The sequence below is a fragment of the Tessaracoccus rhinocerotis genome (genome assembly GCF_007197885.1).
GTDB lineage: Bacteria > Actinomycetota > Actinomycetes > Propionibacteriales > Propionibacteriaceae > Arachnia > Arachnia rhinocerotis.
The window spans coordinates 606546-632299 of record NZ_VKKG01000001.1 but is presented as its reverse complement, the minus strand read 5'-3'; the positions used below and the strand labels follow the sequence as shown (position 1 = coordinate 632299).

Sequence of the window (25754 nt, the reverse complement as noted above, 5' to 3'; positions counted from 1 at the left end):
CCTAACAGCGGCCCCGCGCCCACAACGCACTGCGCTAGCTTTGCGGCATGTCGGCACTGGTTCTGGTCACTGATGGCGTCGGGTACCTGGCGCAGTGGTGCATCGTCGAGGCCATCCGCCGGGGCCTGCGGGTGCGGGCCGTGGCGCCGTCGGTGGCTGCGGTCCCCGAGATCCTGGGAGCCGTCTCGGCGAGGGTCGGGGTTGCGGGGAAGCTGGAGACCGTCGTGCTGGACCCGCTGGCCGACGCCGGCTGGGCCGATGCCGCCAGGGGGGCGACCTACGTGCTCCACACCGGCCACGTGGCCGCCCGTGAGTCGGAGTCCGGGGTCAACCAGCGGGTGGCCCTGCGGGTGCTGGAGGCGGCGCGGGCCGCAGGGGTGCAGCGCGTCGTGCTCACCTCCACCATCGGCGCCGCGAGACCGGCCGACGGGTCCACCAGCTCCGACGAGTCCGTCTGGACCGATCCGACCGACACCGACGGCGACGGCGCGATCGCCGCGGCGGTGGAGCGGGCCGCCGTCGAGGCTGCTGAGCGGCTCGGTGTCGACCTGGTCACGCTGCTGCCCGGGCACATGGTCGGCTCGCCGGTGGGCGAGGGCGGCCTGGACCGGCTCTGGGTCGTCGGTGACCTGATCCACGGCCGCGCCGGCGACGTCCCGAGGCGGGGCGTGGAGGTGGTGGACGTCCGTGACGTGGCGCACGCGCACGTCTCGGCCCTGGTGAACCCAAGGGCGTCGGGGCGGTACCTGCTGCCGGGAGAGTTCTACTGGATGATCGAGATCGCGCGGGTCCTTCGCGACCGGCTGGGGGAGCGGGCCAGAAACGTTCCCACCACCGAGCTGTCCGGATGGAGGGCCACCGTCGTGGGTTGGTTGGCGCCAAAGCAGGATCGGCCACCGATCGGCTCCGAGACGGAAGTGGTGCACGACAGTTCGCGGGCGCGCCGGGAACTCGACTGGCGGCCCCGCAACACCGACGACTCCATCACCGAGACCGCTGAGCTGTTCCTGGCCGAGGGCCAGTGAGCCCGTTCAGTTGCGGAACAGCGAGAGCAGGCCACCGACGAGGCGGATGACCTCGATGACGATGGCGATCGCCTGCACCACCGCGACGGTGGTCTCGAAGGTCGTCCCCAGCATGCGCATGTGCTGTGAGACGTTCACGCCGCCACCCAGCCGCTCGAACTCCTTGCTCCACTGCTTCTCCTGCCGGAAGAGCACGGCATAGGGCAGCAGCTTCTCGGTCAGCACGAACCGGTCGAGCCTGGACTGGGCCACCGGGTCGCCCGCCACCGGCTGCGCCTCCAGCCCCAGCACCTGCCCGCCCACGGTCAGCGCCCCCGCGGGAGTGCGCAGGGCGCCCTCCGGTGACTGGAGCACGCGGAGCCGTTCCTGCTCGGCCAACTCCATGTAGGAGCGCAGGCCCGCCAGGTGGCGGCGCAGCTCTCTGCCTCGGTCGGTGAACCGCAGCAGCGGCCCGGGTGCGATCGTCAGGACCCAGAACACCAGGGCCACCTCGGCCACCACGGCCACGGCGCCCAGCCAGGATCCGTCCACCACCGCCCCGAGCAGCAGCACCAGGCCCACCACGAGAACTGCCAGGAACAGCAGCGAGAGCAGAACCAGGTGCACCGAAATGGGGTTGCGGCGGGTGTAGCCGTCGGAGGTCATACGCCTGCGGGTGTTGTCCAGGAACTCACTCAGGTGGCGGCGCCTGTGACGGCGGAAGGTGCCGTGCCCCCGGACGAAGAAGACCTCCGGCGCCTCCGCGAGGCTCGCGGACTCGATCCCGAGATCGCCCAGTGCCCTCAGGTAGCGGCGTTCCTGGCGCGGCCCCATGTGCGATGGCCGGAAGGCCCGCAGGAACTCGCGCTGCTCCCCAGTGAGCGCTGCGCCGGGTCTCACCTGCACGGCCACCGGCCCGCGCCGGCCGTCGGTGGTGAGCACTCGCGCCTTGCCCTGCACGGCGAGTTCGATGAGCGCCGCCGTGAGCACGCGTCGGTCCGCCCGGACCGCCAGAGCGTGCTCGAAGATGCTGCCCTCCTGCGGCGGGAGGAACTCCACGACGGGGGAGGCCGGCAGCCGGTTCGCGACCGCGCGGGCGATGCCCGCGATCAACAGGCCGACAAGTACCGGAACCGCTGCGATCAGGAGGAAGGCGATGACTTCGAATGGATCGGGCACGCCTTGTAGGCTAGCCGCGCGGCCGGTCACGGGGACGGCCGCCGACCCGTGGCGACAGCGCACGAGCGCCCGGCGCGCGAATGTCAAGAATCGCTCATCGGTGCTGTACGGTTGTCCGCGTGTGTGGAATTGTTGGGTACCTGGGTGACCGTGACGGACTTGAAATCGTGCTCGCCGGCCTGCGCCGGTTGGAGTACCGGGGCTACGACTCGGCGGGCATAGCGCTCGCCGGCGACGGCCGGCTGGAGTGGCGCAAGAAGCAGGGCAAGATCGCCAATCTCGCCGCCGAGATCGAGCAGAACCCGGTGCCGCGTACCGGCACCGCCATCGGGCACACCCGCTGGGCCACCCACGGCGCGCCCACCGACGCGAACTCCCACCCGCACGTCGCGGAGGAGCGGGTTGCGATCGTGCACAACGGCATCATCGAGAACCACGCCCCGCTGCGGACGGAACTCGAGGCCGCCGGCGCCATCTTCACCTCCGAGACCGACTCCGAGGTCGCCGCCCACCTGATCGCGAACGAGGTCAAGGCGGGCGCGGACCTGGTCGAGGCCATGCGCCGGGCGGTGGCCCGTCTCGACGGTGCCTTCACGCTGGTGGCCGTCGACGCGCAGGACCCCGACCGCATCGTCGCGGCCCGCCGGAACTCCCCGCTGGTGGTGGGCGTCGGCGAGGGCGAGTACTTCCTCGCCTCCGACGTCGCCGCGTTCATCGAACACACCCGCGACGCCATCGAGCTGGGCCAGGACCAGATCGTGGAGCTCACCCGGGACGGCGTCAACGTCACCGACTTCGACGGCGGCCCCGCCGAGACCACCGAGTTCCGTGTGGACTGGGACCTCGAGGCCGCGCAGAAGCAGGGCTTCGACTGGTTCATGCGCAAGGAGATCTTCGAGCAGCCGAAGGCCGTGGCCGACACGCTGCTCGGCCGGCTGAACGAGCGTGGCGAGCTGGTGCTCGACGAGCTCCGGATGAGCCCCGAGCTGCTGCGCCGCGTGAATAAGATCGTCATCGTCGCCTGCGGCACCGCCTTCTACGCCGGCCTGGTCGCCAAGTACGCCATCGAGCACTGGACGCGGATCCCCTGCGAGGTGGAGCTGGCCAGCGAGTTCCGCTACCGCGACCCGATCATCGACCCGATGACCCTGGTGGTCACGATCTCCCAGTCGGGGGAGACCGCCGACACCCTGATGGCGATCCGCCACGCCCGCGAGCAGCAGGCGAAGGTGATCGCGATCTGCAACACCAACGGCGCCACCATCCCGCGCGAGTCCGACGCAGTCATCTACACCCACGCCGGACCCGAGATCGGCGTCGCCTCCACGAAGGGTTTCACCACCCAGCTGGTGGCCTGCTACCTCCTCGGCCTCTACCTCGCGCAGGTGCGCGGGATGAAGTACGGCGACGAGATCGCTGCGCTGCTCGCCGAGCTGGAGCGCATGCCCGCCGCACTGCAGCAACTCCTCGACGAGCGACAGGGCGTGCTGGAGCTGGCCGAGCAGCTCAAGGACGCCACCTCGGTGCTGTTCCTGGGTCGCCACGTCGGCTACCCGGTGGCCCTCGAGGGTGCCCTGAAGCTCAAGGAGCTCGCCTACATCCACGCCGAGGGCTTCGCCGCCGGTGAGCTCAAGCACGGTCCCATCGCGCTCGTCTCCCAGGACCTGCCGATCTTCGTGGTGGTCCCCCCGCGCGGGCGCGACCAGCTGCGCGACAAGGTGATCTCCAACATCGCCGAGGTGCGGGCACGCGGTGCGAAGACCATCGTGCTCGGAGACGCCGACGACGACCAGGCGCGCGCGCACGCCGAGGTGTTCATCCCCCTCCCGAAGGTCTCGACCCTCGTCCAGCCGCTGCTGGCGATCCTGCCGCTGCAGTTGTTCGCCTGCGAACTGGCCACCCTGAAGGGCCACGACGTGGACCAGCCCCGCAACCTCGCGAAGTCCGTCACCGTCGAATAGGCTGCGACGCATGATCGTGGGCGTCGGCACTGACCTGTGCGTGGTGGAGCGTTTCCAGGCCATGCTGGAGCGTCGCCCGGGCCTGCGGGAGCGACTGCTGACACCATCGGAGCGCCAGCTGTCCATCCAGTCCCAGGCCGCGCGCTTCGCGGCCAAGGAGGCGCTGGCCAAGGCACTGCAGTCGCCCGGCGGCATGCGCTGGCTCGACTGCGAGGTGGTCAAGTCCGATCACGGGGTTCCGAGCTTCGTGGTCTCGGGGACCGTCGCTGCCCGCGTGGCGGAACTGGGGATCGAGCGGCTGCACCTGTCGATCTCCCATGATGGCGGGTTCGCGACCGCGATGGTGGTCTGCGAGGCCTGAGGATCAGTGCCCGCGGGAGATCCACTCCTCGAGGTGGGGGGCCTCGTCGCCGATCGTGGTCGAGTCGCCATGGCCGGTGCGCACCACCGTCTCCGGCGGCAGCGTGAGGAGCTTCTCCCTGATCGAGGAGATGATCGTCGGGAAGTCGCTGAACGAGCGCCCCGTCGCGCCCGGACCACCCTTGAACAGGGTGTCCCCGGTGAACACGGTCGACTCGGCCGCCAGCAGGTAGCTGGTCGAGCCGGGGGAGTGCCCCGGGGTGTGCAGCGCCAGGAGGTCGGCGCCGGCCACCGTGAAGCGGTCTCCGTCGGCCACCTCGGCGTCCGGGGCCTCGTCGTGCACCCGGTCCCACAGCATCCGGTCGGCCGCGTTGAGGTGCACGGGTGCGTCGGTGGCATCCCGGAGTGCGAGGGCGGCCCCGATGTGGTCGTCGTGGGCGTGGGTCAGCAGGATGCCCAGGACCGTGCGGTCCCCGACCACCTCGAGGATCGGCCCCGGGTCGTGCGGTGCGTCGATGATGACGCACTCGTGGTCGTCGCCCACCACCCAGACGTTGTTGTCCACCTCCCAGGTGCCGCCGTCGAGTGAGAAGGTGCCGGAGGTGACCGCGTTCTGGATCCTCATGAGATCTCCACCACCGAACGCAGGACGTTGCCGGTGTGCATCTTCTCGAACGCGGCCTCGACGTCGTCGATGCCGATCCGCTCGGTGACGAAGCCGTCGAGGTCCAGGTTCCCGTTGAGGTAGTGCTGCACCAACATGGGGAAGTCGCGCGAGGGGAGGCAGTCGCCGTACCAGGAGGACTTGAGGGCACCCCCGCGGCCGAACACCTCCAGCAAGGGCAGCTCTATTTTCATGTCCGGGGTCGGTACCCCCACCAGCACCACGACCCCCGCCAGGTCCCGTGCGTAGAAGGCCTGTTCGTACGTCTCGGGTCTTCCGACCGCCTCGATCACGACGTCGGCGCCGTTGCCGCCGGTCAGCTCCCGGATGGCCGCCACCGGGTCCTGGTTGCGCGAGTTGATCGTGTGGGTGGCCCCGAAGTTTCGGGTCCTGGCCAGCTTGTCGTCGTCGATGTCGACGGCGATGATCGTGGTGGCCCCGGCCAGCCTCGCTCCTGCGACGGCCGCCGTGCCCACCCCACCGCAGCCGATGACGGCCACTGAGTCGCCGTGCTGCACCCCGCCGGTGTTCATGGCAGCCCCGATTCCCGCCATGACGCCGCAGCCGAGCAGCCCCACCGCGGCGGGGTCCGCGGCCTCGCTGACCCGCGTGCACTGTCCCGCGGCCACGAGGGTCTTCTCTGCGAACGCGCCGATCCCGAGCGCGGGGCTGAGGACGGTCCCGTCCTCGAGCGTCATCTTCTGGGTGGCGTTGTGGGTGTCGAAGCAGTACTGGGGCTCGCCGCGGCGGCAGGCGCGGCACTGGCCGCACACGGCCCGCCAGTTCAGGATCACCCTGTCCCCGACGGCCACCTCCGTCACGTCGTCACCGACGGCGGCCACCACACCGGTGGCCTCGTGGCCGAGCAGGAACGGGTACTCGTCGTTGATGCCGCCCTGCTGGTAGGCGAGGTCCGTGTGGCAGACCCCGCAGGTCAGGATGTCCACCAGCGCCTCGCCCGGCCCGGGATCGGGCACCAGGATCGTCTCCACCGAGACCGGTTCGCCCTTGCCGTGGACCACGACACCCCTGACCCTGTGCATCATCGCAGCTTCCTCCTCATCGCCGGTTGGACCCACCATAGCCACCGGCGGTGGTTGACTGGGGCCATGGACGAGATCACGTCGACAACCCCGGAAGACGTCGAACGCTGGTGGCCGGTCCCGCGCGTGGACAGCGACAAGTACAGCCGCGGCGTCGTCGGTCTGGACACCGGTTCGCAGCAGTACCCGGGCGCTGCCCTCCTCGGCTGCGCGGGTGCCCTGCACGCGGGCGCGGGCATGGTCCGCTACCTCGGGGAGGCTCCGGCGCGGCTGGTGCTCCTGCGGTTCCCGAGCGTCGTGACGGCCGACGGGCGGGTGCAGGCGATGGTTCTCGGCTCGGGGTGGGGCGAGGGAGCCGCACAGGCACGCATGGACGCCGCGCTCGAGCGCGGCGTCCCCCTCGTGGTCGACGCGGATGCACTGGGGCTGCTGCCCGACGAGCTGCCGGCCGACTGCCTGCTGACCCCACACGCCGGGGAACTCGCCCGGCTCCTGGGGACCGAGCGCAGGCGGGTGGAGGCCGAGCCGGCTGAGCATGCGCGGGAGGCAGCCGAGCACTACGGGGCGACCGTGCTGTTGAAGGGACCCACCCAGTACGTCTGCACCCCCGAGGGGGCCGTCAGCACGGCGGTCGGCGGCCCCTCGTGGACCGCCCAGGCAGGCTCCGGCGACGTCCTCGCCGGCGCGTGCGGCGCGTTGCTCGCCGCCGGGGTGGGGGCTGAGCGCGCGGGCCTGCTCGCGGCGTCGCTTCAGGCGATGGCAGCCGTCGCGTTCCCGGGTCCGCACCCGCCCGACCGGCTGGCCGAGGGATTCGCGGACGTCCTGGGAAGGCTGTTTCCCCAGTCGTAGGGTGGGACCATGAGTACAGCACGCGCGGTAGTCGTCACCGAGCCCGGGGACACCTCGGTCCTGGAGGTCCTGGAGCGCGAGGTTCCCGAACCCGCCCCCGGTGAGGTCCAGGTCGAGCTCGCGGCCGCGGGCGTGAACTTCTACGACGTCTACGTGCGGCAGGGCGTCTACCCGACGCCGACGCCGTTCGTCCTCGGCAACGAGGGCTCGGGCACCGTGGTGGCGGTGGGCGCGGGCGTCGAAGACGTCGCCGTGGGGGACCGGGTGGCGTGGGGCCAGTCCGGCTCCAGCCAGGCCACGCTCGTGAACGTGCCGGCCGCGAAAGTGGTCCCCGTCCCGGACGGGGTGGACCTCGTCGACGCGGCGGCCGCGATGCTGCAGGGCCTGACCGCCCACTACCTGGTCACCTCCACCTACCCGGTGCGCGAGGGCGACGTGGCGCTGGTGCACGCCGCGGCCGGCGGGGTGGGGCAGTTGCTGGTGCAGATGATCCGCAACCGTGGGGGCATCGTCGTCGCGACGGCCGGCAGCGAGGAGAAGCTCGCGATCGCCCGCGGCAGGGGAGCGCGGCACACCATCAACTACCGGGAGGTCGGCGACCTCGCCGCGGCGATCCGTGAGGCCGCCGGCGGCGGCGTCCACGTCGCCTACGACGGCGTCGGGAAGGACACCTTCGACGCGTCCCTGGCCTCGCTGCGCAGGCGCGGGATGCTGGTGCTGTTCGGCGGCGCCAGCGGGCAGGTGCCGCCGTTCGACCTGCAGCGCCTCAACTCGGCCGGGTCGGTGTACGTGACGCGCCCCTCTCTGGCGCACTACGTGGAGGAGCGCGACGAGTTCCTCTCCCGCTCCGCGGAGCTGTTCGAGTGGATCCGTACCGGGGCTGTGGAACTGTCCATCGGCGGTCGCTTCCCATTCGCGCGGGCCGCCGAGGCGTACGACGCGCTGGAGGGACGACGGACCACCGGGAAGCTGGTCCTCATCCCCTGAGCGGGGCTCAGACGACGCCCACGCGGCGCCGCACGGACAGGCGGGTGGCCTCCCGGTAGTGGTCCACCAACTCCGAGCAGAGGTTCGTCCAGGTCCGGTCGAGGGTCGAGTGGCGCGCGGCGACGCCGAACGCGCGCCGCTTGGCGTCGTCGCCGATCAGGTCGACGACGTGTCCGCGCAGGGCCGCCAGGTCACCGGGCCGGTAGAGCCAGCCGGTGCGGGACTGGTCCACCAGGTCGATCGGCCCACCACGGCGCGGCGCGACCACCGGCAAACCCGAGGCCTTGGCCTCCTGGATCGACTGGCAGAAGGTCTCCAGCTCGCCCGTGTGGACGAACAGGTCCAGCGACGCGAGCGTGGCTGCCTGCTCCTCACCCGAGAGCTGGCCCGTGAACCTCGCGCCGGGCAGCAACTGCTCGAGCCGCCGCCGCTCCGGCCCCTCCCCGATGACCACCAGCCGCGTGTTGGGGACGTCGCACAGCACCGCGAGGTCCGCCACCTGCTTCTCGCTGGCGAGTCGTCCCATGTAGCCGATCAACCGCTGGCCCTCGGGGGCCAGCCGCCGACGCAGTTCCTCCGAGCGCTTCAGCGGGCTGAACCGGACCGAATCCACCCCGCGGGCCCAGACCCCGACCCGAGGGATGTCGTGGGCCAGCAACTGGTCCCGTGCGAACGTCGACGGGGCGAAGTTCAAGGTGGCCAGCGAGTGCACCTGGCGTAGGTGGTGCCAGAACAGGGACTCGAGCTGGGGAAAGCCGTACCGGGCCGCGTAGGAGGGCACCTCGGTCTGGTAGATGCCCACCATCGGGATGCCCAACTTCGCGGCCACGGTCGCCGCCTTGTAGCCGAGGATGATCGGAGCGGCCAGGTGCACCACGTCGGGCCGGAAGTCCGCCAGCAGCTTCTCGAGGTAGTACGACGGGGTGGTGACCACGCGGACGATGTCGTAGCCGGGAAGGCCGATCGAGCTCATGACGTGGACCGGGAAGCCGCGGTATTGGCCGGGAGTCCGGTCCCCGTCGGCGGGCGCGATCACCATCGCCTCGTGCCCGTTCTCGCGGAGATGGTCCAGCGTCCGCAGGACGGAATTGGTCACGCCATTGACCTGCGGGAGGAAGGACTCCGCCACAACTGCGACTCGCACATCTTCGATTCTAGTCCCGCAGGTGACCGATCCGCGAAGGGAAGGCCAACTGCGGGTGAACGGTCCGTGAGCAGTGGGTGGCACCCGGTTTGGGAGAATCGGCTGGGGCAGGGTAAGGTGGACAGGTCGGCCACTCTGGTCGACGGATCCCGACCTGGCTTCGGTATCAGAGATCTTCCCGGGGCTCGCGGACATTGAACCGCCCCCAGCCAGCACCAAGCGATGCGCCCCACTGCGGCGCGTCCACCGGCCGTCTTGTGTTTGATATTCGTGATGTGACGAGACGCGCCACGCCCAGCGCAACAGTTGCTGGGCCCGCCTCGAAACACGAAGGACCCATACATCATGGCCATGCCCAAGAAGAAGGCTGCAAAGTCACACAAGGCCGACGGCACCCCCAAGAAGCGCTGGAGCTCGACTGAGCGCGCCGCCCGCGGCCACGGCCCACGCACCCGCGGTGGCCAGAACAGCCGCGACGGCGAGACCCGCGGTTTCAACCGCGACGGCGACAAGCGCACCTTCGCCCGCGACGATCGCGGCGAGCGCAGCTTCACCCGCGACGACCGCGGCGAGCGCTCATTCAACCCCGAGCGTCGCAGCACCTTCCGCGATGACCGCGGTCCCAAGCGCGACGAGCGTCGCCCATGGAGCCGCGACGATCGTGGTGAGCGCGGCTTCAACCGCGACGACCGCCGCCCCACCGGCCGCGACGACCGCGCCGAGCGCGGTCCCGGCCGCGATGATCGTCGTCCGTTCAACCGTGACGACCGCGGCTTCAACCGCGACGAGCGCGGTGACCGCGGCTTCAACCGCGACGACCGTCGGCCCTTCAACCGCGACGACCGTCGGCCCTTCAACAGGGACGAGCGCCCCCGCAACAAGTGGAGTGACGACCGCGCCGAGCGCGGTCCCGCCCGCGACGACCGCCGCCCGTTCAACCGTGACGACCGCGGTGGGCGCGACGAGCGTCGTCCCTGGAACCGGGACGACCGCGGGCCCAGCAACAACCGTGACGAGCGTCCCCGCAACAAGTGGAACGACGACCGCTCGGACCGTCCGAACAAGCGCCACTTCGCCGATTCCGGCGAGGGCCGTGACCGTCGTGGCCCCGCCCGCGACTTCCACGACCACGCCCCCCGCAAGCACCACCGCGAGCACAACAACTCCTGGCGCGACTCGGGTCCCCGTGACTTCGACGGCGGCGCCCCCGAGGCCGACCAGATGAGCTGGCAGGCCGCCGAGGCGCAGGATCTCCAGGTCTCCGAGGCCGACGAGAAGTCCGGCTTCGCCGAGCTCGGCGTCGCGCTGCCCATCGTCGCCACCCTCGCGTCGAAGGGGATCGTGGAGCCCTTCCCGATCCAGAGCGCCACGATCGCCGACGCGATCGCCGGCCGCGACGTCCTCGGCCGTGGCCGCACCGGCTCCGGCAAGACCCTCGCCTTCGGGCTGCCGACGCTGACCCGGCTCTCGCAGGGCGAAGCAGTGGGTTCGCCCCGTGCGCTGATCCTGACCCCCACCCGTGAGCTCGCGCTCCAGATCGCGGACAACCTGTCCCCGCTGGCCGCCTCAGTCGGGCTGGACCTCACGCTCATCGCCGGTGGCATGTCCTACGGTCCGCAGATCCGCGCCTTCGAGCGCGGCGTGGACATCGTCGTGGCCACCCCCGGCCGCCTGATCGACCTCCTCGAGCAGGGTGCCGCGGACCTCTCCCAGGTCCAGGTGACCATCCTCGACGAGGCCGACCACATGAGCGACCTCGGCTTCCTGCCGGATGTCTCCACGCTCCTCGACGCCACCCCCGCGGGCAGCCAGCGACTCCTGTTCTCCGCCACCCTGGACCGCGCCGTCGACCGTCTGGTGCGCCAGTACCTGTCCGACCCCGTCACCCACGAGGTCGACTCCGGCCAGGCCTCCGTCACGACGATGACGCACCACTTCCTCGAGCTGGCGCCGCACCACAAGAACCTGGTGACCGCCGAGATCGCCAACCGCGAGGCCAAGACGCTGATCTTCGCCCGCACCCAGATGGGCGCGGACCGCATCGCCGGCCAGCTCCGTGAGGCCGGCGTGCTCGCCGGCGCCCTCCACGGTGGCCTCACCCAGGGCGCCCGCGCCCGGGTGCTCGAGGCCTACAAGGAGGACAAGCTCAAGGTCCTGGTGGCCACCGACGTCGCCGCCCGCGGCATCCACGTCGACGACATCACCCTCGTGCTGCAGGTTGACCCGCCGATGGGCCCCAAGGACTACCTGCACCGCGCCGGACGCACCGCCCGCGCAGGTGAGAGCGGCGCCGTCGTCAGCGTCGTGCTGCCGCACCAGCGCAAGCAGGTCCGCCGGATCGCGGACCAGGCCGGTGTGCGCGCCACGCCCATCCAGGTCCAGCCGGGCAGCGTGGAACTCCGCGAGGCGACGGGCGCACGCACCGTCTCCGAGACGCCCATCGCCGAGGACGACTTCCAGCGGATCATCGCACCCAAGCAGCAGCAGCGTCGTGGCCCCAAGCGCGGCGGCTTCGGCGGCAGCCGCGGCGGTCGCAGCGGTGGCTACCGCGGGCAGGGTCGTCGTCGCGACAACTGGTGATGCAGGGGTAGAATCGTCTCCCTATGAATGCTTCTCCTGAGGCGTCCCTCCGGCTCGCAGCCGCGGGGGACGCCGCTGCAATGTTCGAGGTCATCCGGACCGCCTTCGCGGCCCGGAGGCCGGTGGATCCGCCGGCTGCGGCGCTGTCCGACACCGTTGCAGACATCGAGTCCGCGATCCGGGACGGCCACGGTGTCTGCCTGGAGCTCGACGGGGAACTGATCGCCTGCCTGCTGGTCAGCGTGGACGGCGACGTCGCCACGTTCCGACGGGTCAGCGTGCTGCCGGAGCACTCCGGATCGGGGCATGCGCACCAGCTGATCGAGGGCGCCGCGTCCGTGGCCTCCGACCTCGGCTGCCGCACCGTCGAACTGCTGAGCCGCCGCGAGTTCCCCGAGCTGCTGGCCTGGTGGCAGCGCCACGGCTTCCGCGTCGTGCGCGAGGCTGAGGACGGCTACGTCCTGGCGCGTCCGCTGCCGCTCCTCATCGACGTCCCGACCGCCCGGGACATGCACCGGCTCGGACTGCGGATCGCGGCCCTGCTGCACAAGGGCGACGTGATCATCGCCACGGGCGGGCTCGGGGCCGGCAAGACCACACTCGCCCAGGGCATCGGGGAGGGGCTGCACGTCGACGGGCAGGTCACCTCGCCGACTTTCATCATCTCCCGCTTCCACGAGGCCACCGCCGACGGCCCGTCCTTCGTGCACGTCGACGCCTACCGCCTCGGCGGCGGCGCCGAACTAGCCGACATCGACCTCGACGAGTCCCTCGCGGACTCCGTCACCATGGTGGAGTGGGGCGAGGGCATGGCGGAGTGGCTGGCCGACGACAGGCTCGAGATCACCATCGAACGCAGCGAGGGCGACGACGTGCGCACGGTGCTGCTCGACGGCGTCGGACCACGCTGGGCCGACGCCCTGGAACCGCTCAGGGAGCTGCGATGACCTGGACCCTAGCGATCGACACCTCGTTCCACGTGGCCGTCGGTCTCGCCCACGACGGCGTGCCCGTCGCCTTCACGGTGGTGCCCGACACCCGGGCGCACGCCGAGGCGCTGGTCCCGGCCGTGCAGGAACTGTGCGCGCGGCACGTGGTGCTGACCGACGTCGATGAGTTCGTCGTCGGCATGGGACCGGGTCCCTTCACCGGACTGCGCGTCGGTGTCGCGGCCGCCTGGACGCTGGCCGAACTCGCGGGCAGGCAGCCGCACGGCGTCTGCTCGCTCGACGTCCTCGCGCTGCAGTGGGGCGTGACGGCACCCGCCGAGTTCGTGGTGGCCTCCGACGCCCGCCGCAGCGAGCTGTACTGGGCGCGCTACGTGGCCGGCCGACGCATCGGCGAACCTCGGGTCACCGCGCCGGGCGAGCTGCCTGAGCTGCCCGTTGGTGGTCCGGTCCCGGACAAGTTCCGTCCGGACCTGGACTGGGACTCCGAGGGGCCGACGGTCCTCGACCCGTCCGTGATGGCGGCCCGCTGGGGGGAGCTGCCCCCGGCCGGGGACGAGCCCTACTACCTCCGCCCGGCCGACGCCACCGTGGGTGGGCCACCGAAGTCCACCCTGCCGAGGCTGCGAGTGAGGCGATGAACATCGAGACCGCGACCCGCGACGACCTGCCCGGGATCGTCGCGCTCGAGACGGGTTTCCCGGCGGGCGAGCGCTGGAACGATCAGCTCTGGTCCGACGAACTGGCCGCCGCCGACAGGCTGGTGCTGGCCGCACACCTGAGCGACCTCGACGGCCGCTCCTGCGACCTCGTCGGGGCCGCGACGTTCCAGCTGGTCGGGGACACCGCCGACCTGCACCGGGTGGTGGTGGCTGAACAGCACCGTCGTCGTGGCTTCGCGCGGGTGATGGTGGTGACCGGCCTGCACTGGGCGAAGGGCTCGGGTGCCTCGAGGCTGCTGCTGGAGGTACGCCACGACAACGCCGCTGCGGTGGCGTTCTACAGCGACCTCGGCTTCCTCGTGATCGGGGAACGCCGCGACTACTACGCCGCCGGCGCGCACGCACTGGTGATGGAACTGGTGCTGACGGGTCTGGATCTCGACGCCGTCGGCGCCTGGGGAACGGAGGTGGCCCAGTGAGCGAGCCCTTGATCATCGGCATCGAGTCCTCCTGCGACGAGACCGGCATCGGCATCGTCCGCGGCCGGGAACTGCTCGCCAACGAGGTGGCCAGCTCGGTGGACCTGCACGTCCGCTTCGGCGGTGTCGTGCCCGAGGTGGCGAGCCGGGCCCACCTGTCCGCCATCATTCCGACCCTGCGGCGGGCGGCCGAGACCGCCGACGTCGACCTCGCCGAGGTGGACGCCGTCGCCGTCACCGCCGGCCCGGGCCTGATGGGGGCGCTGCTGGTGGGCATCTCCGCAGCCAAGGCCCTCGCCGCGTACCTGGACAAGCCCCTCTACGGCGTCAACCACCTGGTCGGCCACGTCGCGGTGGACCTGCTCGACCACGGTGAGCTGCCCATGCCCAGCACGGCTCTGCTCGTCTCCGGCGGCCACACCTCGCTGCTGCACGTGGAAGACATCGCGACCGACATCGTCGAGGTGGGCTCCACGATCGACGACGCCGCGGGCGAGGCCTACGACAAGGTGGCCCGCCTGCTCGGGCTGAGCTACCCCGGCGGCCCCGTGATAGACCGGATCGCCGCCGACGGTGACCCCAGGGCCATCCGTTTCCCGCGTGGCCTGACCGCCCGCCACGACCTGGTCGAGCACCGCTTCGACTTCAGCTTCTCCGGGCTCAAGACCGCGGTCGCCCGGTGGGTGGAACAGCGCCGCCTCGACGGACTCGACGTGCCGGTGGCGGACGTGGCGGCCAGCTTCCAGGAGGCGGTGTGCGATGTGCTGACGTCCAAGGCCGTCGACGCGGCGCAGCACCACGGCACCGGGACCATCCTGCTGGGTGGGGGAGTGGCGGCGAACTCGCGGCTCCGGACCCTGCTGGAGGAGCGTGCCAACGCCGTTGGCATCGAACTTCGCCGTCCCCGCCCCGGACTGTGCACCGACAACGGCGCGATGATCGCCGCCGTCGGCTCCGAGGTGGTCCGGGCCGGACTGGCGCCGTCGCCGATGGACTTCGGCGGCCACTCGAGCCTGCCGGTCTCCACGGTCGTCGTCCGGTAGTTCAGCGCCCCCGGGCGTAGATCTCCCGCACCAGGTCCTCGATCGCCGGCTCGCCCAGCGTCAGGTCCGCGATCTCGGCCTGGGCGCCGATGTGGGCCAGCAGGGCTGGCACCTTGTGCTCGCCTCCGTTGAACTGGATGCGGTGCCGGATGCCGTCGGCCTCCACGGCCATGACGGTGACGCCGTCGGGAACAGAGATCTCCCGGCGGGGTTCGGCCAGGTCAACCACCAGTTCCCGCGGAGCCCCGAGTGCCTCGCGGAACCCGTCGAGCGCACCGTCGTAGGCGACGGTGCCGGAGTTCACGACGACGAGCCGGTCGCAGAGCCGCTCCACGTCGGTCATGTCATGGGTGGTCAGGAACAACGTGGTGCCCCGCTCGGCGCGGTCCTGCCGCAGGAAGCGGCGCAGGCCTTCCTTCGAGACCATGTCCAGGCCGATCGTCGGCTCGTCGAGGATCACAAGCCGGGGCGAGTGCAGGAGGGCGGCGGCGAGCTCGCCGCGCATCCGCTGTCCGAGCGAGAGTTGGCGCACCGGCCGGTCGAGGAAGCCCGAGAGGTCCAGCCCCACCACCAGGCGGGCCAGCCGCGACTCGTGCTGGGCGGGAGTCAGCCTGTGCATGGCCGCGAGGATCCCGTAGGAGTCCCGCAGCGGCAGGTCCCACCACAGCTGCGAGCGCTGCCCGAACACCACGCCCACCTCGCGCGCCAGTTGCCGACGCTCCGGCACGGGGCTGCGACCGAGCACGCGCAAACCTCCGCCGGTGGGCTGGAGGATGCCGGTCATCATCTTGATGGTGGTGGACTTGCCGGCACCGTTGGCGCCCACGAAGCCGACGGACTCGCCAGCGGCGACGTCGAGGGTGATGCCGTCGACGGCGCGCACGACTCCACGGGTGCGACCGAGCCTGCCCGGCCGCCGGGTGCGGACCACGTACTCACGACTCAGGTCCTGCAACGAGATCGCCGGGACGTCCTCTGGTGTGCTCATCCGCCTGCTCCTGTGTATCTGCGGACCCCCGCGCGCCACAGCAGCGCTGCCACGAGCCACAGGACTGCGGCCGCGGGCAGCCCCAACCAGCCTGACCACTGCGGCAGCAGCGCCGGGCCGGGCAGGTCGAGGAGCGCGAGGGTCGGGGTGTAGGCCACGAGCGTGGCCGGGATCACGAAGGTGAAGAACGCGCGCAACGGCAACGAGAACACCGCGCCGGGGGTGGTGGCGACGTAGTTTCCGCCATAGGTGAACGCGTTGGCGAACTCGCGGCCGTCGACGAGCCAGAACTGCATGGCGCCCGCCATCGTCAGCAGGGCGCCGAACACCGCCGCTCCCGCCAGTGGCGCGACGACCGCGAGCAGCAGCTCCGCCGGACCGGGCGCGAAGCCGGACAGGTTGAGCGCTGTGACGTACATGGCCAGACCCACCCCGATCGGCCCGATCCTGCGCAGGGACAGGTCGAGGCTGGAGAGCTGCAGCAGCACGGGAACGGGCCGTACCAGCAGGGTCTCGAGTTTCCCGCTGCGGACGAGGTTGGACAGCCCGTCGATCTCGCCGAAGAACAGGTCCGCGGTACCGAAGGCCAGCGCGCCCAGCCCGTAGACGACGGCGACCTGGGTCAGGTCCATGCCGCCGAGGACCCCCACCTGGGCGAGGATCACCCACAGCTCGAGGAACTCGGTGCCGACGATCAGGACCTGGCCCAGCACGTCGGCCACGAAGCTGGTGCGGAAGCTCGCCTGGGAGCGGATGCGCGACCCGTACAGCGTCGCCACCATCCGCGGCAGCGAGACCGGACGGTCCGTGGACTCAGCCACCCTGCACCTCCAACCTGCGCTGCCCGGCGCGCAGCATCAGGCTGGCCCCTGAGGCCAGTGCGAGGACCCAGACCAGCTGCGTCCCCACCAGCGGCAACGCCTCTGCCGGCGGCACCCGACCCGAGAGGGTGTCGATCGGCGTCTGGATCATCGAGGGGAACGGCGTGGCCCGGGCGATGCCGAGCAGCCAGTCGGGGAACCAGACGATCGGGATCAGGAACCCCGAGAGCAGGTTCATCACCGCGAGGTACACGACGCTGAGCCCGCGGGTCTCGATCACCCAGAACGCGGCCAGGTTGAGCATCATGTCCGCCATGAAGGCGACCGTGATGGCCAGCAGCACCGACACGGCACCCAGGAGGTAGGAACGGGGATCCTCCGGCAGGGCCAGACCCGTGACCAGGGCACCGACCACCAGGGGCGGGATCCCGCGGCCCAGTACGAGGAAGCCGGCGCGGCCCAGCTTCTGCGCGTAGTAGAGGGACAGGAAACCGATGGGGCGCAGCAGGTCGACGGCGACGTCGCCCTGGTGGACGCGCTGCGAGACCTCCCTGGTCCCGAACGCCTCCACCGGCGCGAGCAGGGCCTGTCCGAGCCACACGTAGGTGGCGGCCTGGAGCGCGGTGTACCCGCCCAGCTCGCCGCCGGCCGCAGCGATGGCGGCGAACATGATGGAGGCGCGGATGAACCCGAAGACAGTGTTCGTGAACACTCCGGCGGCGGTGGCCATCCGGTAGGTGGAGTACTGCCGGAAGGAGGCGGCGATGATCCTTCCGTGGGCGAGCACCGGCCGAGTCTACTCGCCGGGCCGCTCAGTCCTCGTCCGACGCGTACGGGTCGTGCAGTCCCATCAACTTGTCGATCGCGCGCCGGTCCCGCTTGGTGGGGCGGCCGGCGCCCCGGTCGCGGCGGGCCACCGGGTTGGACAGGTGGGCGGGGCGCTCGGGGGAGTGGTCGAGGTAGGCCTTCACCGCCACGGGGGCGCCGACGCGCTTCTTGAGCAGTTCCACCACCTCGAACTCGCGTACCCAGCCGGGCTCCTTCACGCTGACCCTGTCCCCGGGCTTCACGGAGTGCGCCGGCTTCACCGGGTCGCCGTTCAGGCGGACGTGGCCGCCCTTGACCGCGTTGGTGGCCAAGGAGCGCGTCTTGAACAGCCGCACCGACCACAACCACACGTCCAGCCTCGTCACTTCGCCTCCTCGTCCCGTCCAAGCGTACTGGCGGGGCCGGAACCGGAACGGCGTCACCACCGCCTACGGTGGGTACGTGGAGATTCTGACCGAGCGGGGACGGGCCGCCCTCGCGGCCGCGGCCGCCGAGCGGGACCCGACGTCGCTCGGCGCCGCCGAACGCCTGCGGCGCGAGTTCCCTCCCGAGTTGGCAGCCGAGGCGCTGACCCAGGTGGCGCTGCGGCGTCGCGCCCGGGACAAGTTCCCGCGCGCCGACGAGATGTTCCTCACCTCCGACGGGCTGCAGCAGGCCACCCGACCGGCCGTCGCCGCGTGGCGGGCGCGACGGTTCGCCGGGGCGGGCGTTATCGAGGTCTGGGACCTCGGCTGCGGACTGGGGGCCGACGCCATGGCGTTCCAGCAGGAGGGACTCACGGCCCACGGCGTAGAGGCCGACGCCACCACCGCGGCCTACGCGACGGCGAACCTCGCCCTCGTCGGCGGTGCGCCCGTGGCCCGGGCACTGGCCGAGGACGTGGAGGTTCCACAGGGGCACGGTGTCTTCCTCGACCCGGCCCGCAGGACCGCCCGCGGCCGTACCTGGGACGTCGCGGACTTCACGCCCCCGTGGTCCCTGGTGGAGCACTACCTCGCCGGGGACCACTTCACCTGTGTGAAGCTCGGTCCCGGGCTTCCGAAGGAGCTGATCCCCGACGGCGTCGCCGCCACCTGGGTCTCGGAGCAGGGGTCGGTGGTCGAGGTCTCGCTCTGGAACCGGGAGCCCGCGGGCTACTCGGCGATCGTGTTCCCGAGGGGCGCGGCCGAACCCGTGGAACTCAGGGCCCCCGAGACCCCGCGCGAACTGGAGGTCCGGGAGGTGGGCAAGTACCTCCTCGAACCGGACAACGCGGTCATCCGGGCCGGGCTGGTCGCCGAGGTGGCGCCCGGGCAGGACGTCTGGCTGGTCGACCCACACCTCGCCTACCTATCCAGCGACGAGGCGGTGGACACCCCGCTGGCCGATTGCTTCGAGGTGACCGCCGTCCTGCCCTACGACGCCAAGGCCATCAGGGCCCACGTGCGGGAACAGCGGATCGGGACCTTGGAGATCAAGGTACGGGGCATCGACGTCGACCCCGCGCACCTGCGCCGCAAGCTCAAGCCGTCGGGGCCCGGGAGCGCAACGCTGGTGCTCACCCGGACCCCGAACGGCGCCGTCGCAGTGGTGGCCAACCGGCTCTGAGGACTACTCGACCTCACAGGTGGTTGCATTGTCGCTGGTGGGCGGGGTGCAGACCTGCCGGACTGCAATCTCGGAGACCTCCTGCGGGATGGAGTCCACCAGTCGGCGGTCATAGGTGGTGCCCAGATCCCACTGCCTGACCACCGGGTCCTCGCTGTAGCCCCGCTCGGCGATCACCTGGCCGACCTCGGGATCGATGATGATCTCGGACTTCACCTCCCCGTCCTCGATCCTCCCGATCGCAACGCCCTCCCTGCTGTCGACGGTGGCCACCTCCTCGGTGACGATCGTGCCGGGGATGGAGGCGATCACCTCGAACAGCGAGGCCCGGAGGTCTGCGGGGACGAGACCGCTCCGGAGCAGGTCCGTGGCATAGGTGAATGCGGACTTGTCGTTGCCCTGCGCACTCTCGGCGTAGAGCCGCTCCCTGAGGAGCTCATGGTCTCGTGGGAGTGCGGCGAGCCAGGCCGGCGACGTCTGCTGCCAGCCGCCCGGGAAGTCGTTGGGGGCGAGATTCGTGGTCCACACGTTGGGGTCAGGGTGGAGTGGATTCGCAGCCCTTTCGTCGAGGACCTCGACCACCTCGATCTCGCCGTCCACGTGCCAACTCGGCAGTGATCCGGTCACCTCGATGTAGTCGGTTCGGGTGCTGCGGTACACGTAGCCGTTGTAGCAGTCCTCGTTGCTCTCGGTCTCGCACACCCCCATCACCCCTGTCGTCGACGTGGTGACCGCCCAGTACTGGCCGGGTGTGACTGCGGGATCGGTCGCGTTGATGGCGGCGGTCTCGAGTACTTCGTCCGCCCGTGCCTCGGCTGCGGGGGTGCCCCTGAACTGGAGCGCGGCTGCGCCACCCACGAACGCCAACGCGGCTGCGGCAGCCACCCACCTCAGCGGCCGGCGGCCGGGCCGGATCGGGACGGGCCGTGCGGTGGTCGCTGCCTCCAGGACAGCGGCGCGGCGCGCCGGGGGGAGGGGGCCGACGTCGCGTGCCGGATCAGCTGTCCTCATGAGTTCCTCGAATGTCTGGTTCATGGTGGCTCCTTAAATCAGTGGCTCCGGCTGCCAGCCGGAGGCAGGTTCGGGTTCGTCGTCGGACGAGGACAACTCGTGGATTCGTTGGGCCTTGGCGCGGGCGCGCATCAGGCGGTTGCGGGCGGCACCGGGGCTGATGTCGAGCACCTCGGCGATCTCGGAGGGGGTGAGTTCCTCCCAGATGGTGAGCCGCAGGATCTCGGCGTCGTCGGGAGAGAGGTGGTCCAGCACCGAGTCCACCTCGACGCGGCTGTGGTCGTCGGCAGTGTCCGGCCGGTGGAGGGCCAACAGGGTCCTGCAACCGGGAGCGGCGGCCCTTCGACCGGTACTCGTGCAGTACGGTGGTGCGCGTCGAAGAGCGCCTCCAGCCAGCGGTGGTCCCGGTTCTTGGATTGTTCCCGGCTGGGGCCCCAGCCGTCACACCTCTACCCGACCCGCCGAATCTCTCGTCGGGGAGGGCACCCGGTGCCCCCCGCCTGTTGCTGTCGCGATTGGGGGCCCGGCGAGGAGCGGTTCGTTGCTCACACTTCCTCGGCGCAGTCGTGCCCCACGCGTCGCACGGCGAAGGCCAGCAGACGTCGTCGCCGAGGTGTTCGCGACGGCGTGGCGTCGGCGCGACGCGGGTGCCCGACGCACCCCTGGCCTGGCTGTTCCAGGTGGCGCGCAACCACGCCCCGCGAACGCGTTGGCACTCCACTTGCCTGAGTGCTAACTGGGGTATAGCTTGGGACTTGGCACTCGGCCCCGTCGGGTGCCAACGCCCGGGCGGCACCGCGACGGCGTCCGGACACTCAGACCGAAACTCATCCGGCACTGCCGGGAAACCACAGAAAGGGGTTTGACGTGGCAAGCACGATCAAGCCGCTCGAGGACCGCGTCCTCGTCGAGCCGCTGGAGGCTGTCCAGACCACTGCTTCGGGTCTGGTCATTCCGGACACCGCCAAGGAGAAGCCGCAGGAGGGCCGCGTCGTGGCCACCGGGCCCGGCCGCATCGACGACAACGGACAGCGCGTCCCGCTGGACGTCGCCGAGGGTGACGTCGTCATCTTCTCCAAGTACGGCGGCACCGAGGTCAAGTACGACGGCAAGGAGCTCCTGCTCCTCAACGCCCGTGACATCCTCGCCGTAGTCTCCAAGTAAGGACCTCACCCAATGGCAAAGATCCTTCAGTTCAACGAGGACGCTCGCCGCTCGCTCGAGCGCGGCGTGGACATCCTCGCCAACACTGTCAAGGTGACCCTCGGCCCGAAGGGACGCTACGTCGTCCTGGACAAGAAGTGGGGCGCCCCCACCATCACCAACGACGGTGTCACCGTCGCCAAGGAGGTGGAGCTCGACGATCCGTACGAGGATCTCGGCGCCCAGCTGGCCAAGGAAGTCGCCACCAAGACCAACGACGTGGCCGGTGACGGAACCACCACCGCGACGGTGCTGGCCCAGGCACTGGTCCACGAGGGCCTGCGCGCGGTCACCGCGGGCGGCAACCCCGTCGGCCTCAAGCGCGGCATCGACAAGGCCGTGGAGGCTGTCGTCGGGCGTCTGCGTGAGAACGCCCGCCCCGTCGACACCACCGCCGACATGGCGTCCGTGGCCACCATCTCCTCGCGTGACGAGGAGATCGGCACCCTGATCGCCGACGCGTTCGACAAGGTCGGCAAGGACGGCGTCATCACCGTCGACGAGTCCAACACACTCGGCACCGAACTCGAGTTCACCGAGGGCATGCAGTTCGACAAGGGCTACCTCTCGCCGTACTTCGTCACCGACGCGGACCGCATGGAGGCCGTGCTCGACGACCCGTACATCCTGATCCACTCGGGCAAGATCTCGTCGATGAACGACCTCCTGCCGCTGCTGGAGAAGGTCATCGGCGCCAAGGGCACGCTGTTCATCGTGGCCGAGGACGTCGACGGCGAGGCGCTCAGCACGCTCGTGGTCAACAAGATCAAGGGCACGTTCACCTCTGTGGCAGTCAAGGCCCCGGCCTTCGGTGACCGCCGCAAGGCCATGCTCGAGGACATCGCCATCCTGACCGGTGGCCAGGTCGTCGCCGCAGAGGTCGGCCTCAAGCTGGACCAGGTCGGCCTCGAGGTGCTCGGTCGCGCCCGCCGCATCGTCGTGACGAAGGACAACACCACCATCGTCGACGGCGCTGGCGAGCATGCCGACGTCCAGGGCCGCGTGGCCCAGCTGAACGCCGAGATCGCGCGCACCGACTCCGACTGGGATCGCGAGAAGCTCCAGGAGCGCGTCGCGAAGCTGGCCGGCGGCGTGTGCGTCATCAAGGTGGGCGCTGCCACCGAGGTGGAGCTCAAGGAGAAGAAGCACCGCATCGAGGACGCCGTCTCGGCGACTCGTGCAGCCATCGAGGAGGGCATCGTCGCCGGTGGCGGCTCCGCGCTCATCCACGCCGGCAAGGTGCTGGCCGACGGCCTCGGCCTGACCGGTGACGAGCTCACCGGCGTCCGGGTCGTTGCCAAGTCCCTCGCCGAGCCGCTGCGCTGGATCGCGGAGAACGGTGGCGAGGCGGGCTACGTCATCACCACCCAGGTTGCGGGCATGGAGACCGGCCACGGCTACAACGCCAAGATCGGCGAGTACCAGAACCTCATCGAGAACGGTGTCATCGACCCCGTCAAGGTGACCCGTTCGGCCCTCGCCAACGCCGCCTCGATCGCCTCCCTGCTGCTCACCACCGAGACCCTCGTGGTGGACAAGCCGGAGACCGACGAAGACAACTGATCGGCTCCCTGCCGAGAAGCGAAGGGGCCCCACCGCTCGGCGGTGGGGCCCCTTTGGTCTTGCCTCAGGCGATCCGGTGCATCCAGCCGTGCGGGTCAGGCTGCAGCCCGTACTGGATGTCGGTGAGCCGGCGCCGCAGTTCGAGGGTCACCCGGCCGGGCTCACGGCCGTTGACCACGTGCTCGCCGGCGGCGTCCCGCAGCGATGCGACGGGGGTGATCACGGCCGCGGTCCCGCACGCGAACACCTCCGTCACGCGCCCGGAGTCGATCCCCTCGTACAGCTCGTCCAGGGTGATGCGGCGCTCGCTCACGTCGAGTCCCCGGTCGCGGGCCAGCCGGATGACCGCGGAGCGCGTGACCCCCTCGAGGATGGTGTCGGTCAGCGCGGGCGTCGTGAGCGCCCCGTCGGCGGTGGCGACGAACAGGTTCATGCCGCCGAGCTCCTCCACGTACTTGTGCTCGGTGGCGTCGACGAAGCCGACCTGTGAGCAGCCGTGCGCCTCTGCCTCCCGCTGCGCGAGCATCGAGGCGGCGTAGTTGCCGCCGCACTTGGCCGCCCCGGTGCCGCCGGGGGCAGCCCTGCTGAAGTCGCGGGTGAACCAGATGTCCACGGGCTGGACGCCGCTGCCGCCGAAGTACGCTCCCGACGGGCTCGCGATCACGGCGTAGGTGACCCGCGTGGCCGGCTTGACCGACAGGTTCGGGCTGACGGCCACCATGAACGGGCGCAGGTAGAGGCTCTGCTCGGCGCCGCGGGGGAGCCATTCGCGATCGATGCGCACGAGTTCGTCGACGCTGGCCAGGAAGTCGTCGACGGGCAGTTCGGGCAGCCCGAGGCGACGGCAGGAGCGCTGGAACCGCTCGGCGTTCACCTCCGCCCGGAACCGCCACACGGAGCCGTTTGAGTGGGAGTAGGCCTTGAGTCCCTCGAAGGCCTCCTGGGCGTAGTGCAGCACGGCACTGGCCGGATCCAGCACGAACGGCGCATAAGGCTCCACCCGGTGGCCGTGCCAACCCTCCTCCGCGGTCCAGTCGATGCGCGACATGTGGTCGCTGAAGTTGCTGCCGAAACCGGGGTCGGCGAGGATCTCCTCCCTGACCGTCGCGCTGCGTCCGGATCCGCTCTCAATGGTGAATGTGCTCATGCCTGCCTTCCTGCGCAGCCGACGAGTCGGCGTCGGTGCCCGTATGTAGCTTGCCCTGTCCCGGCGGCCCGACGCGACCGGGCCCCCCGACGGGCACGGTTCCACTGGCAGTGGGCTTGGTCGGAGGGCCACCGCGCGCGGGGTAGTATCGGACAGGTCCGACCCGGGAGGAGACCCACACTTTGTCCGCACTCACTGGCTCCGGAGTCCCAGGCCCCTTCGAGGCGCTCGGGCTCACTTTCGACGACGTGCTGCTGCAGCCGAACGAATCCGACGTGATTCCGTCGGAGGCCCACACGCAGACCCAGCTGAGCAAGCGGATCACGCTGAACATCCCGCTCGTGAGCGCGGCCATGGACACCGTGACCGAGACGCGCATGGCCATCTCGATGGCGCGCGAGGGGGGCATGGGAATCCTGCACCGCAACATGTCCATCGAGGCCCAGGCGCACATGGTGGACCAGGTGAAGCGCTCGGAGGCGGGGATGGTCATCGAGCCCATCACCATCGGCCCCGACGCCACCCTGCGTGAGGTCGACGAGCTCTGCGCCACCTACCGGATCTCCGGCGTCCCCGTCGTGGACGCCGATGGTGCCCTGGTCGGCATCATCACCAACCGCGACCTCAGGTTCGAGACCGACGGCGAGCGCCGCGTCGCCGAGGTCATGACCAAGCAGCCGCTGGTTACCGCGCCCGAGGGCATCTCCAACGACGACGCTATGGGCCTGCTGGCCCAGCACAAGATCGAGAAGCTGCCCATCGTCGATGGCAACGGCCGCCTGAAGGGACTCATCACCCTCAAGGACTTCGTCAAGGCCGACCAGTACCCCAACGCCACCAAGGACCCCTCCGGCCGACTGCGCGTCGGCGCGGCCGTCGGCTTCTTCGGCGACTCGTGGGACCGCGCCATGGCGCTCATCGAGGAGGGCGTCGACGCCATCATCGTCGACACCGCACACGGCCACAGCCGCGGCGTCGTCGACATGATCCGGCGGCTCAAGGCGGAACCGAGCGCGAGCGAGGTCGACATCATCGGAGGCAACGTCGCCACCTACGAGGGCGCCCGCGCCCTGGTGGAGGCTGGTGTCGACGGCGTCAAGGTCGGCGTGGGTCCGGGCTCGATCTGCACCACGCGCGTGGTCGCCGGTGTCGGCGTGCCGCAGGTAACAGCCATCCACGACGCCGCCCGTGCCTGCAGGCCCGCCGGTGTCCCGCTCATCGGCGACGGCGGACTCCAGTACTCCGGCGACATCGCCAAGGCCCTGGTGGCCGGCGCGAGCTCGGTGATGCTCGGCTCCCTGCTGGCCGGTTGCGAGGAGAGCCCCGGCGAGCTCGTCTTCATCAACGGCAAGCAGTTCAAGTCCTACCGCGGCATGGGTTCGCTGGGCGCGATGGCGGCCCGTGGCCGGAAGGCGTCCTACTCCAAGGACCGCTACTTCCAGGGCGACGTCAGCAGCGACGACAAGCTGATCCCGGAGGGCATCGAGGGCCAGGTGGCCTACCGCGGCCCGCTGGCCGCGGTCGCGTACCAGCTCGTCGGTGGCGTCCGGCAGGCGATGTTCTACTCCGGCGCCCGGACCGTCCCGGAGTTGCAGGAGCGTGGCCGATTCGTCCGCATCACGGCCGCCGGTCTGCGAGAATCCCATCCGCACGACATCCAGCTGACAGCCGAGGCGCCCAACTACTGGTCGCGCTGACCAACCA

25 protein-coding genes are annotated in these 25754 nt (G+C 70.6%); 14 read left to right on the top strand and 11 right to left on the bottom strand.

Annotated elements, in window-relative coordinates; all coding sequences use genetic code 11:
* The first annotated feature begins 47 nt into the window (after positions 1 to 47).
* Entirely contained in the window at positions 48 to 1025 is a 978-nt protein-coding gene (locus FOJ82_RS02995; protein ID WP_143936949.1) for an NAD-dependent epimerase/dehydratase family protein, read from the top strand.
* Between the two features lie 6 nt (positions 1026 to 1031).
* Here the strand turns inward: FOJ82_RS02995 and FOJ82_RS02990 are convergent, their stop codons facing one another.
* Positions 1032 to 2183 (bottom strand): DUF2207 family protein, encoded by a 1152-nt coding sequence (locus FOJ82_RS02990; RefSeq protein ID WP_185975595.1) that lies wholly within the window; start codon positions 2181 to 2183, stop codon positions 1032 to 1034.
* A 119-nt stretch (positions 2184 to 2302) separates the two neighbouring features.
* Between FOJ82_RS02990 and glmS the strand changes: the two genes are divergently transcribed.
* A complete protein-coding gene (glmS, locus tag FOJ82_RS02985) occupies positions 2303 to 4144 on the top strand; it encodes a glutamine--fructose-6-phosphate transaminase (isomerizing) (RefSeq protein ID WP_143936947.1) in 1842 nt (613 codons plus the stop codon).
* 10 nt (positions 4145 to 4154) lie between these two features.
* On the top strand, positions 4155 to 4505 hold the full coding sequence (locus tag FOJ82_RS02980) for a holo-ACP synthase (protein ID WP_143936946.1): 351 nt from the start codon (positions 4155 to 4157) through the stop codon (positions 4503 to 4505).
* 3 nt (positions 4506 to 4508) lie between these two features.
* Here FOJ82_RS02980 and FOJ82_RS02975 read toward each other — a convergent pair whose 3' ends face one another.
* Both FOJ82_RS02975 and FOJ82_RS02970 read right to left on the bottom strand, forming a co-directional pair.
* Complete coding sequence (locus tag FOJ82_RS02975; protein WP_143936945.1) at positions 4509 to 5129, bottom strand: MBL fold metallo-hydrolase; 621 nt, start codon at positions 5127 to 5129, stop codon at positions 4509 to 4511.
* Positions 5126 to 6214, bottom strand: a complete 1089-nt coding sequence (locus tag FOJ82_RS02970) for an S-(hydroxymethyl)mycothiol dehydrogenase (RefSeq protein WP_143936944.1) — start codon at positions 6212 to 6214, stop codon at positions 5126 to 5128. The genes FOJ82_RS02975 and FOJ82_RS02970 overlap by 4 nt, the downstream gene beginning before the upstream one ends.
* Positions 6215 to 6277: 63 nt before the next feature.
* On the opposite strand from FOJ82_RS02970, the gene FOJ82_RS02965 reads away from it, so the two are divergent.
* Together FOJ82_RS02965 and FOJ82_RS02960 are read left to right on the top strand one after the other, a co-directional pair.
* The gene (locus FOJ82_RS02965; protein ID WP_143936943.1) at positions 6278 to 7060 is read left to right on the top strand and encodes an ADP-dependent NAD(P)H-hydrate dehydratase; all 783 of its coding nucleotides are present in this window, start codon (positions 6278 to 6280) and stop codon (positions 7058 to 7060) included.
* Positions 7061 to 7069: 9 nt separating this feature from the next.
* Complete coding sequence (locus tag FOJ82_RS02960) at positions 7070 to 8047, top strand: quinone oxidoreductase family protein (protein WP_143936942.1); 978 nt, start codon at positions 7070 to 7072, stop codon at positions 8045 to 8047.
* A gap of 7 nt (positions 8048 to 8054) precedes the next feature.
* On the opposite strand, the gene FOJ82_RS02955 is transcribed toward FOJ82_RS02960, so the two are convergent.
* Positions 8055 to 9191: a glycosyltransferase family 4 protein gene (locus tag FOJ82_RS02955; protein ID WP_143936941.1), complete on the bottom strand. Its 1137-nt coding sequence runs from the start codon at positions 9189 to 9191 to the stop codon at positions 8055 to 8057.
* A 351-nt stretch (positions 9192 to 9542) separates the two neighbouring features.
* Here FOJ82_RS02955 and FOJ82_RS16615 point away from each other — a divergent pair, with 351 nt between their 5' ends.
* Genes FOJ82_RS16615 through tsaD form a run of 5 tightly spaced genes read left to right on the top strand, consistent with a single transcriptional unit; the run spans position 9543 to position 14902 of the window.
* Positions 9543 to 11771, top strand: coding sequence for a DEAD/DEAH box helicase (locus FOJ82_RS16615; protein WP_185975594.1), 2229 nt, complete (start codon positions 9543 to 9545; stop codon positions 11769 to 11771).
* A 23-nt stretch (positions 11772 to 11794) separates the two neighbouring features.
* Positions 11795 to 12718 (top strand): tRNA (adenosine(37)-N6)-threonylcarbamoyltransferase complex ATPase subunit type 1 TsaE, encoded by a 924-nt coding sequence (gene tsaE, locus FOJ82_RS02945; RefSeq protein ID WP_143936939.1) that lies wholly within the window; start codon positions 11795 to 11797, stop codon positions 12716 to 12718.
* Complete coding sequence (gene tsaB, locus FOJ82_RS02940; protein WP_143936938.1) at positions 12715 to 13359, top strand: tRNA (adenosine(37)-N6)-threonylcarbamoyltransferase complex dimerization subunit type 1 TsaB; 645 nt, start codon at positions 12715 to 12717, stop codon at positions 13357 to 13359. The genes tsaE and tsaB overlap by 4 nt, the downstream gene beginning before the upstream one ends.
* The gene (locus tag FOJ82_RS02935; RefSeq protein ID WP_143936937.1) at positions 13356 to 13859 is read left to right on the top strand and encodes a GNAT family N-acetyltransferase; all 504 of its coding nucleotides are present in this window, start codon (positions 13356 to 13358) and stop codon (positions 13857 to 13859) included. The genes tsaB and FOJ82_RS02935 overlap by 4 nt, the downstream gene beginning before the upstream one ends.
* Entirely contained in the window at positions 13856 to 14902 is a 1047-nt protein-coding gene (tsaD, locus tag FOJ82_RS02930; protein WP_143936936.1) for a tRNA (adenosine(37)-N6)-threonylcarbamoyltransferase complex transferase subunit TsaD, read from the top strand. Before FOJ82_RS02935 ends, tsaD begins: the two co-directional genes overlap by 4 nt.
* A gap of 1 nt (position 14903) precedes the next feature.
* Here tsaD and FOJ82_RS02925 read toward each other — a convergent pair whose 3' ends face one another.
* Genes FOJ82_RS02925 through FOJ82_RS02910 form a run of 4 tightly spaced genes read right to left on the bottom strand, consistent with a single transcriptional unit; the run spans position 14904 to position 17904 of the window.
* Positions 14904 to 15890, bottom strand: a complete 987-nt coding sequence (locus tag FOJ82_RS02925) for an ABC transporter ATP-binding protein (RefSeq protein WP_143936935.1) — start codon at positions 15888 to 15890, stop codon at positions 14904 to 14906.
* Entirely contained in the window at positions 15887 to 16711 is an 825-nt protein-coding gene (locus FOJ82_RS02920) for an ABC transporter permease (RefSeq protein WP_246099719.1), read from the bottom strand. Before FOJ82_RS02920 ends, FOJ82_RS02925 begins: the two co-directional genes overlap by 4 nt.
* Positions 16704 to 17498, bottom strand: a complete 795-nt coding sequence (locus FOJ82_RS02915; RefSeq protein ID WP_143936934.1) for an ABC transporter permease — start codon at positions 17496 to 17498, stop codon at positions 16704 to 16706. Before FOJ82_RS02915 ends, FOJ82_RS02920 begins: the two co-directional genes overlap by 8 nt.
* A gap of 25 nt (positions 17499 to 17523) precedes the next feature.
* Positions 17524 to 17904: an RNA-binding S4 domain-containing protein gene (locus FOJ82_RS02910; protein ID WP_143936933.1), complete on the bottom strand. Its 381-nt coding sequence runs from the start codon at positions 17902 to 17904 to the stop codon at positions 17524 to 17526.
* A gap of 76 nt (positions 17905 to 17980) precedes the next feature.
* Here FOJ82_RS02910 and FOJ82_RS02905 point away from each other — a divergent pair, with 76 nt between their 5' ends.
* Complete coding sequence (locus tag FOJ82_RS02905; protein ID WP_143936932.1) at positions 17981 to 19126, top strand: THUMP-like domain-containing protein; 1146 nt, start codon at positions 17981 to 17983, stop codon at positions 19124 to 19126.
* 3 nt (positions 19127 to 19129) lie between these two features.
* Here FOJ82_RS02905 and FOJ82_RS02900 read toward each other — a convergent pair whose 3' ends face one another.
* Together FOJ82_RS02900 and FOJ82_RS02895 are read right to left on the bottom strand one after the other, a co-directional pair.
* Positions 19130 to 20161 carry a CU044_5270 family protein gene (locus FOJ82_RS02900; RefSeq protein WP_143936931.1) on the bottom strand — a complete coding sequence of 344 codons (1032 nt, stop codon included), beginning with the start codon at positions 20159 to 20161 and terminating at the stop codon, positions 19130 to 19132.
* A gap of 9 nt (positions 20162 to 20170) precedes the next feature.
* The gene (locus FOJ82_RS02895; protein WP_185975593.1) at positions 20171 to 20449 is read right to left on the bottom strand and encodes an RNA polymerase sigma factor; all 279 of its coding nucleotides are present in this window, start codon (positions 20447 to 20449) and stop codon (positions 20171 to 20173) included.
* 555 nt (positions 20450 to 21004) lie between these two features.
* Between FOJ82_RS02895 and groES the strand changes: the two genes are divergently transcribed.
* Positions 21005 to 21301 carry a co-chaperone GroES gene (gene groES, locus FOJ82_RS02890; RefSeq protein ID WP_143936929.1) on the top strand — a complete coding sequence of 99 codons (297 nt, stop codon included), beginning with the start codon at positions 21005 to 21007 and terminating at the stop codon, positions 21299 to 21301.
* A 12-nt stretch (positions 21302 to 21313) separates the two neighbouring features.
* Entirely contained in the window at positions 21314 to 22903 is a 1590-nt protein-coding gene (groL, locus tag FOJ82_RS02885) for a chaperonin GroEL (protein WP_143936928.1), read from the top strand.
* A 64-nt stretch (positions 22904 to 22967) separates the two neighbouring features.
* Here groL and FOJ82_RS02880 read toward each other — a convergent pair whose 3' ends face one another.
* Entirely contained in the window at positions 22968 to 24050 is a 1083-nt protein-coding gene (locus tag FOJ82_RS02880) for a branched-chain amino acid aminotransferase (protein ID WP_143936927.1), read from the bottom strand.
* A gap of 182 nt (positions 24051 to 24232) precedes the next feature.
* Between FOJ82_RS02880 and guaB the strand changes: the two genes are divergently transcribed.
* Positions 24233 to 25747: an IMP dehydrogenase gene (guaB, locus tag FOJ82_RS02875; RefSeq protein WP_143936926.1), complete on the top strand. Its 1515-nt coding sequence runs from the start codon at positions 24233 to 24235 to the stop codon at positions 25745 to 25747.
* The last annotated feature ends 7 nt before the right edge of the window (positions 25748 to 25754 follow it).

Coding starts and splice junctions, on each gene's coding strand:
- FOJ82_RS02935 (WP_143936937.1), top strand. CDS start 13,356: ATGAACATCGAGACCGCGACCCGCGACGACCTGCCCGGGATCGTCGCG.
- FOJ82_RS02925 (WP_143936935.1), bottom strand. CDS start 15,890: ATGAGCACACCAGAGGACGTCCCGGCGATCTCGTTGCAGGACCTGAGT.
- tsaE (WP_143936939.1), top strand. CDS start 11,795: ATGAATGCTTCTCCTGAGGCGTCCCTCCGGCTCGCAGCCGCGGGGGAC.
- FOJ82_RS16615 (WP_185975594.1), top strand. CDS start 9,543: ATGCCCAAGAAGAAGGCTGCAAAGTCACACAAGGCCGACGGCACCCCC.
- FOJ82_RS02980 (WP_143936946.1), top strand. CDS start 4,155: ATGATCGTGGGCGTCGGCACTGACCTGTGCGTGGTGGAGCGTTTCCAG.
- FOJ82_RS02900 (WP_143936931.1), bottom strand. CDS start 20,161: ATGAACCAGACATTCGAGGAACTCATGAGGACAGCTGATCCGGCACGC.
- groL (WP_143936928.1), top strand. CDS start 21,314: ATGGCAAAGATCCTTCAGTTCAACGAGGACGCTCGCCGCTCGCTCGAG.
- FOJ82_RS02960 (WP_143936942.1), top strand. CDS start 7,070: ATGAGTACAGCACGCGCGGTAGTCGTCACCGAGCCCGGGGACACCTCG.
- FOJ82_RS02965 (WP_143936943.1), top strand. CDS start 6,278: ATGGACGAGATCACGTCGACAACCCCGGAAGACGTCGAACGCTGGTGG.
- FOJ82_RS02970 (WP_143936944.1), bottom strand. CDS start 6,214: ATGATGCACAGGGTCAGGGGTGTCGTGGTCCACGGCAAGGGCGAACCG.
- FOJ82_RS02995 (WP_143936949.1), top strand. CDS start 48: ATGTCGGCACTGGTTCTGGTCACTGATGGCGTCGGGTACCTGGCGCAG.
- tsaB (WP_143936938.1), top strand. CDS start 12,715: ATGACCTGGACCCTAGCGATCGACACCTCGTTCCACGTGGCCGTCGGT.
- FOJ82_RS02975 (WP_143936945.1), bottom strand. CDS start 5,129: ATGAGGATCCAGAACGCGGTCACCTCCGGCACCTTCTCACTCGACGGC.
- FOJ82_RS02880 (WP_143936927.1), bottom strand. CDS start 24,050: ATGAGCACATTCACCATTGAGAGCGGATCCGGACGCAGCGCGACGGTC.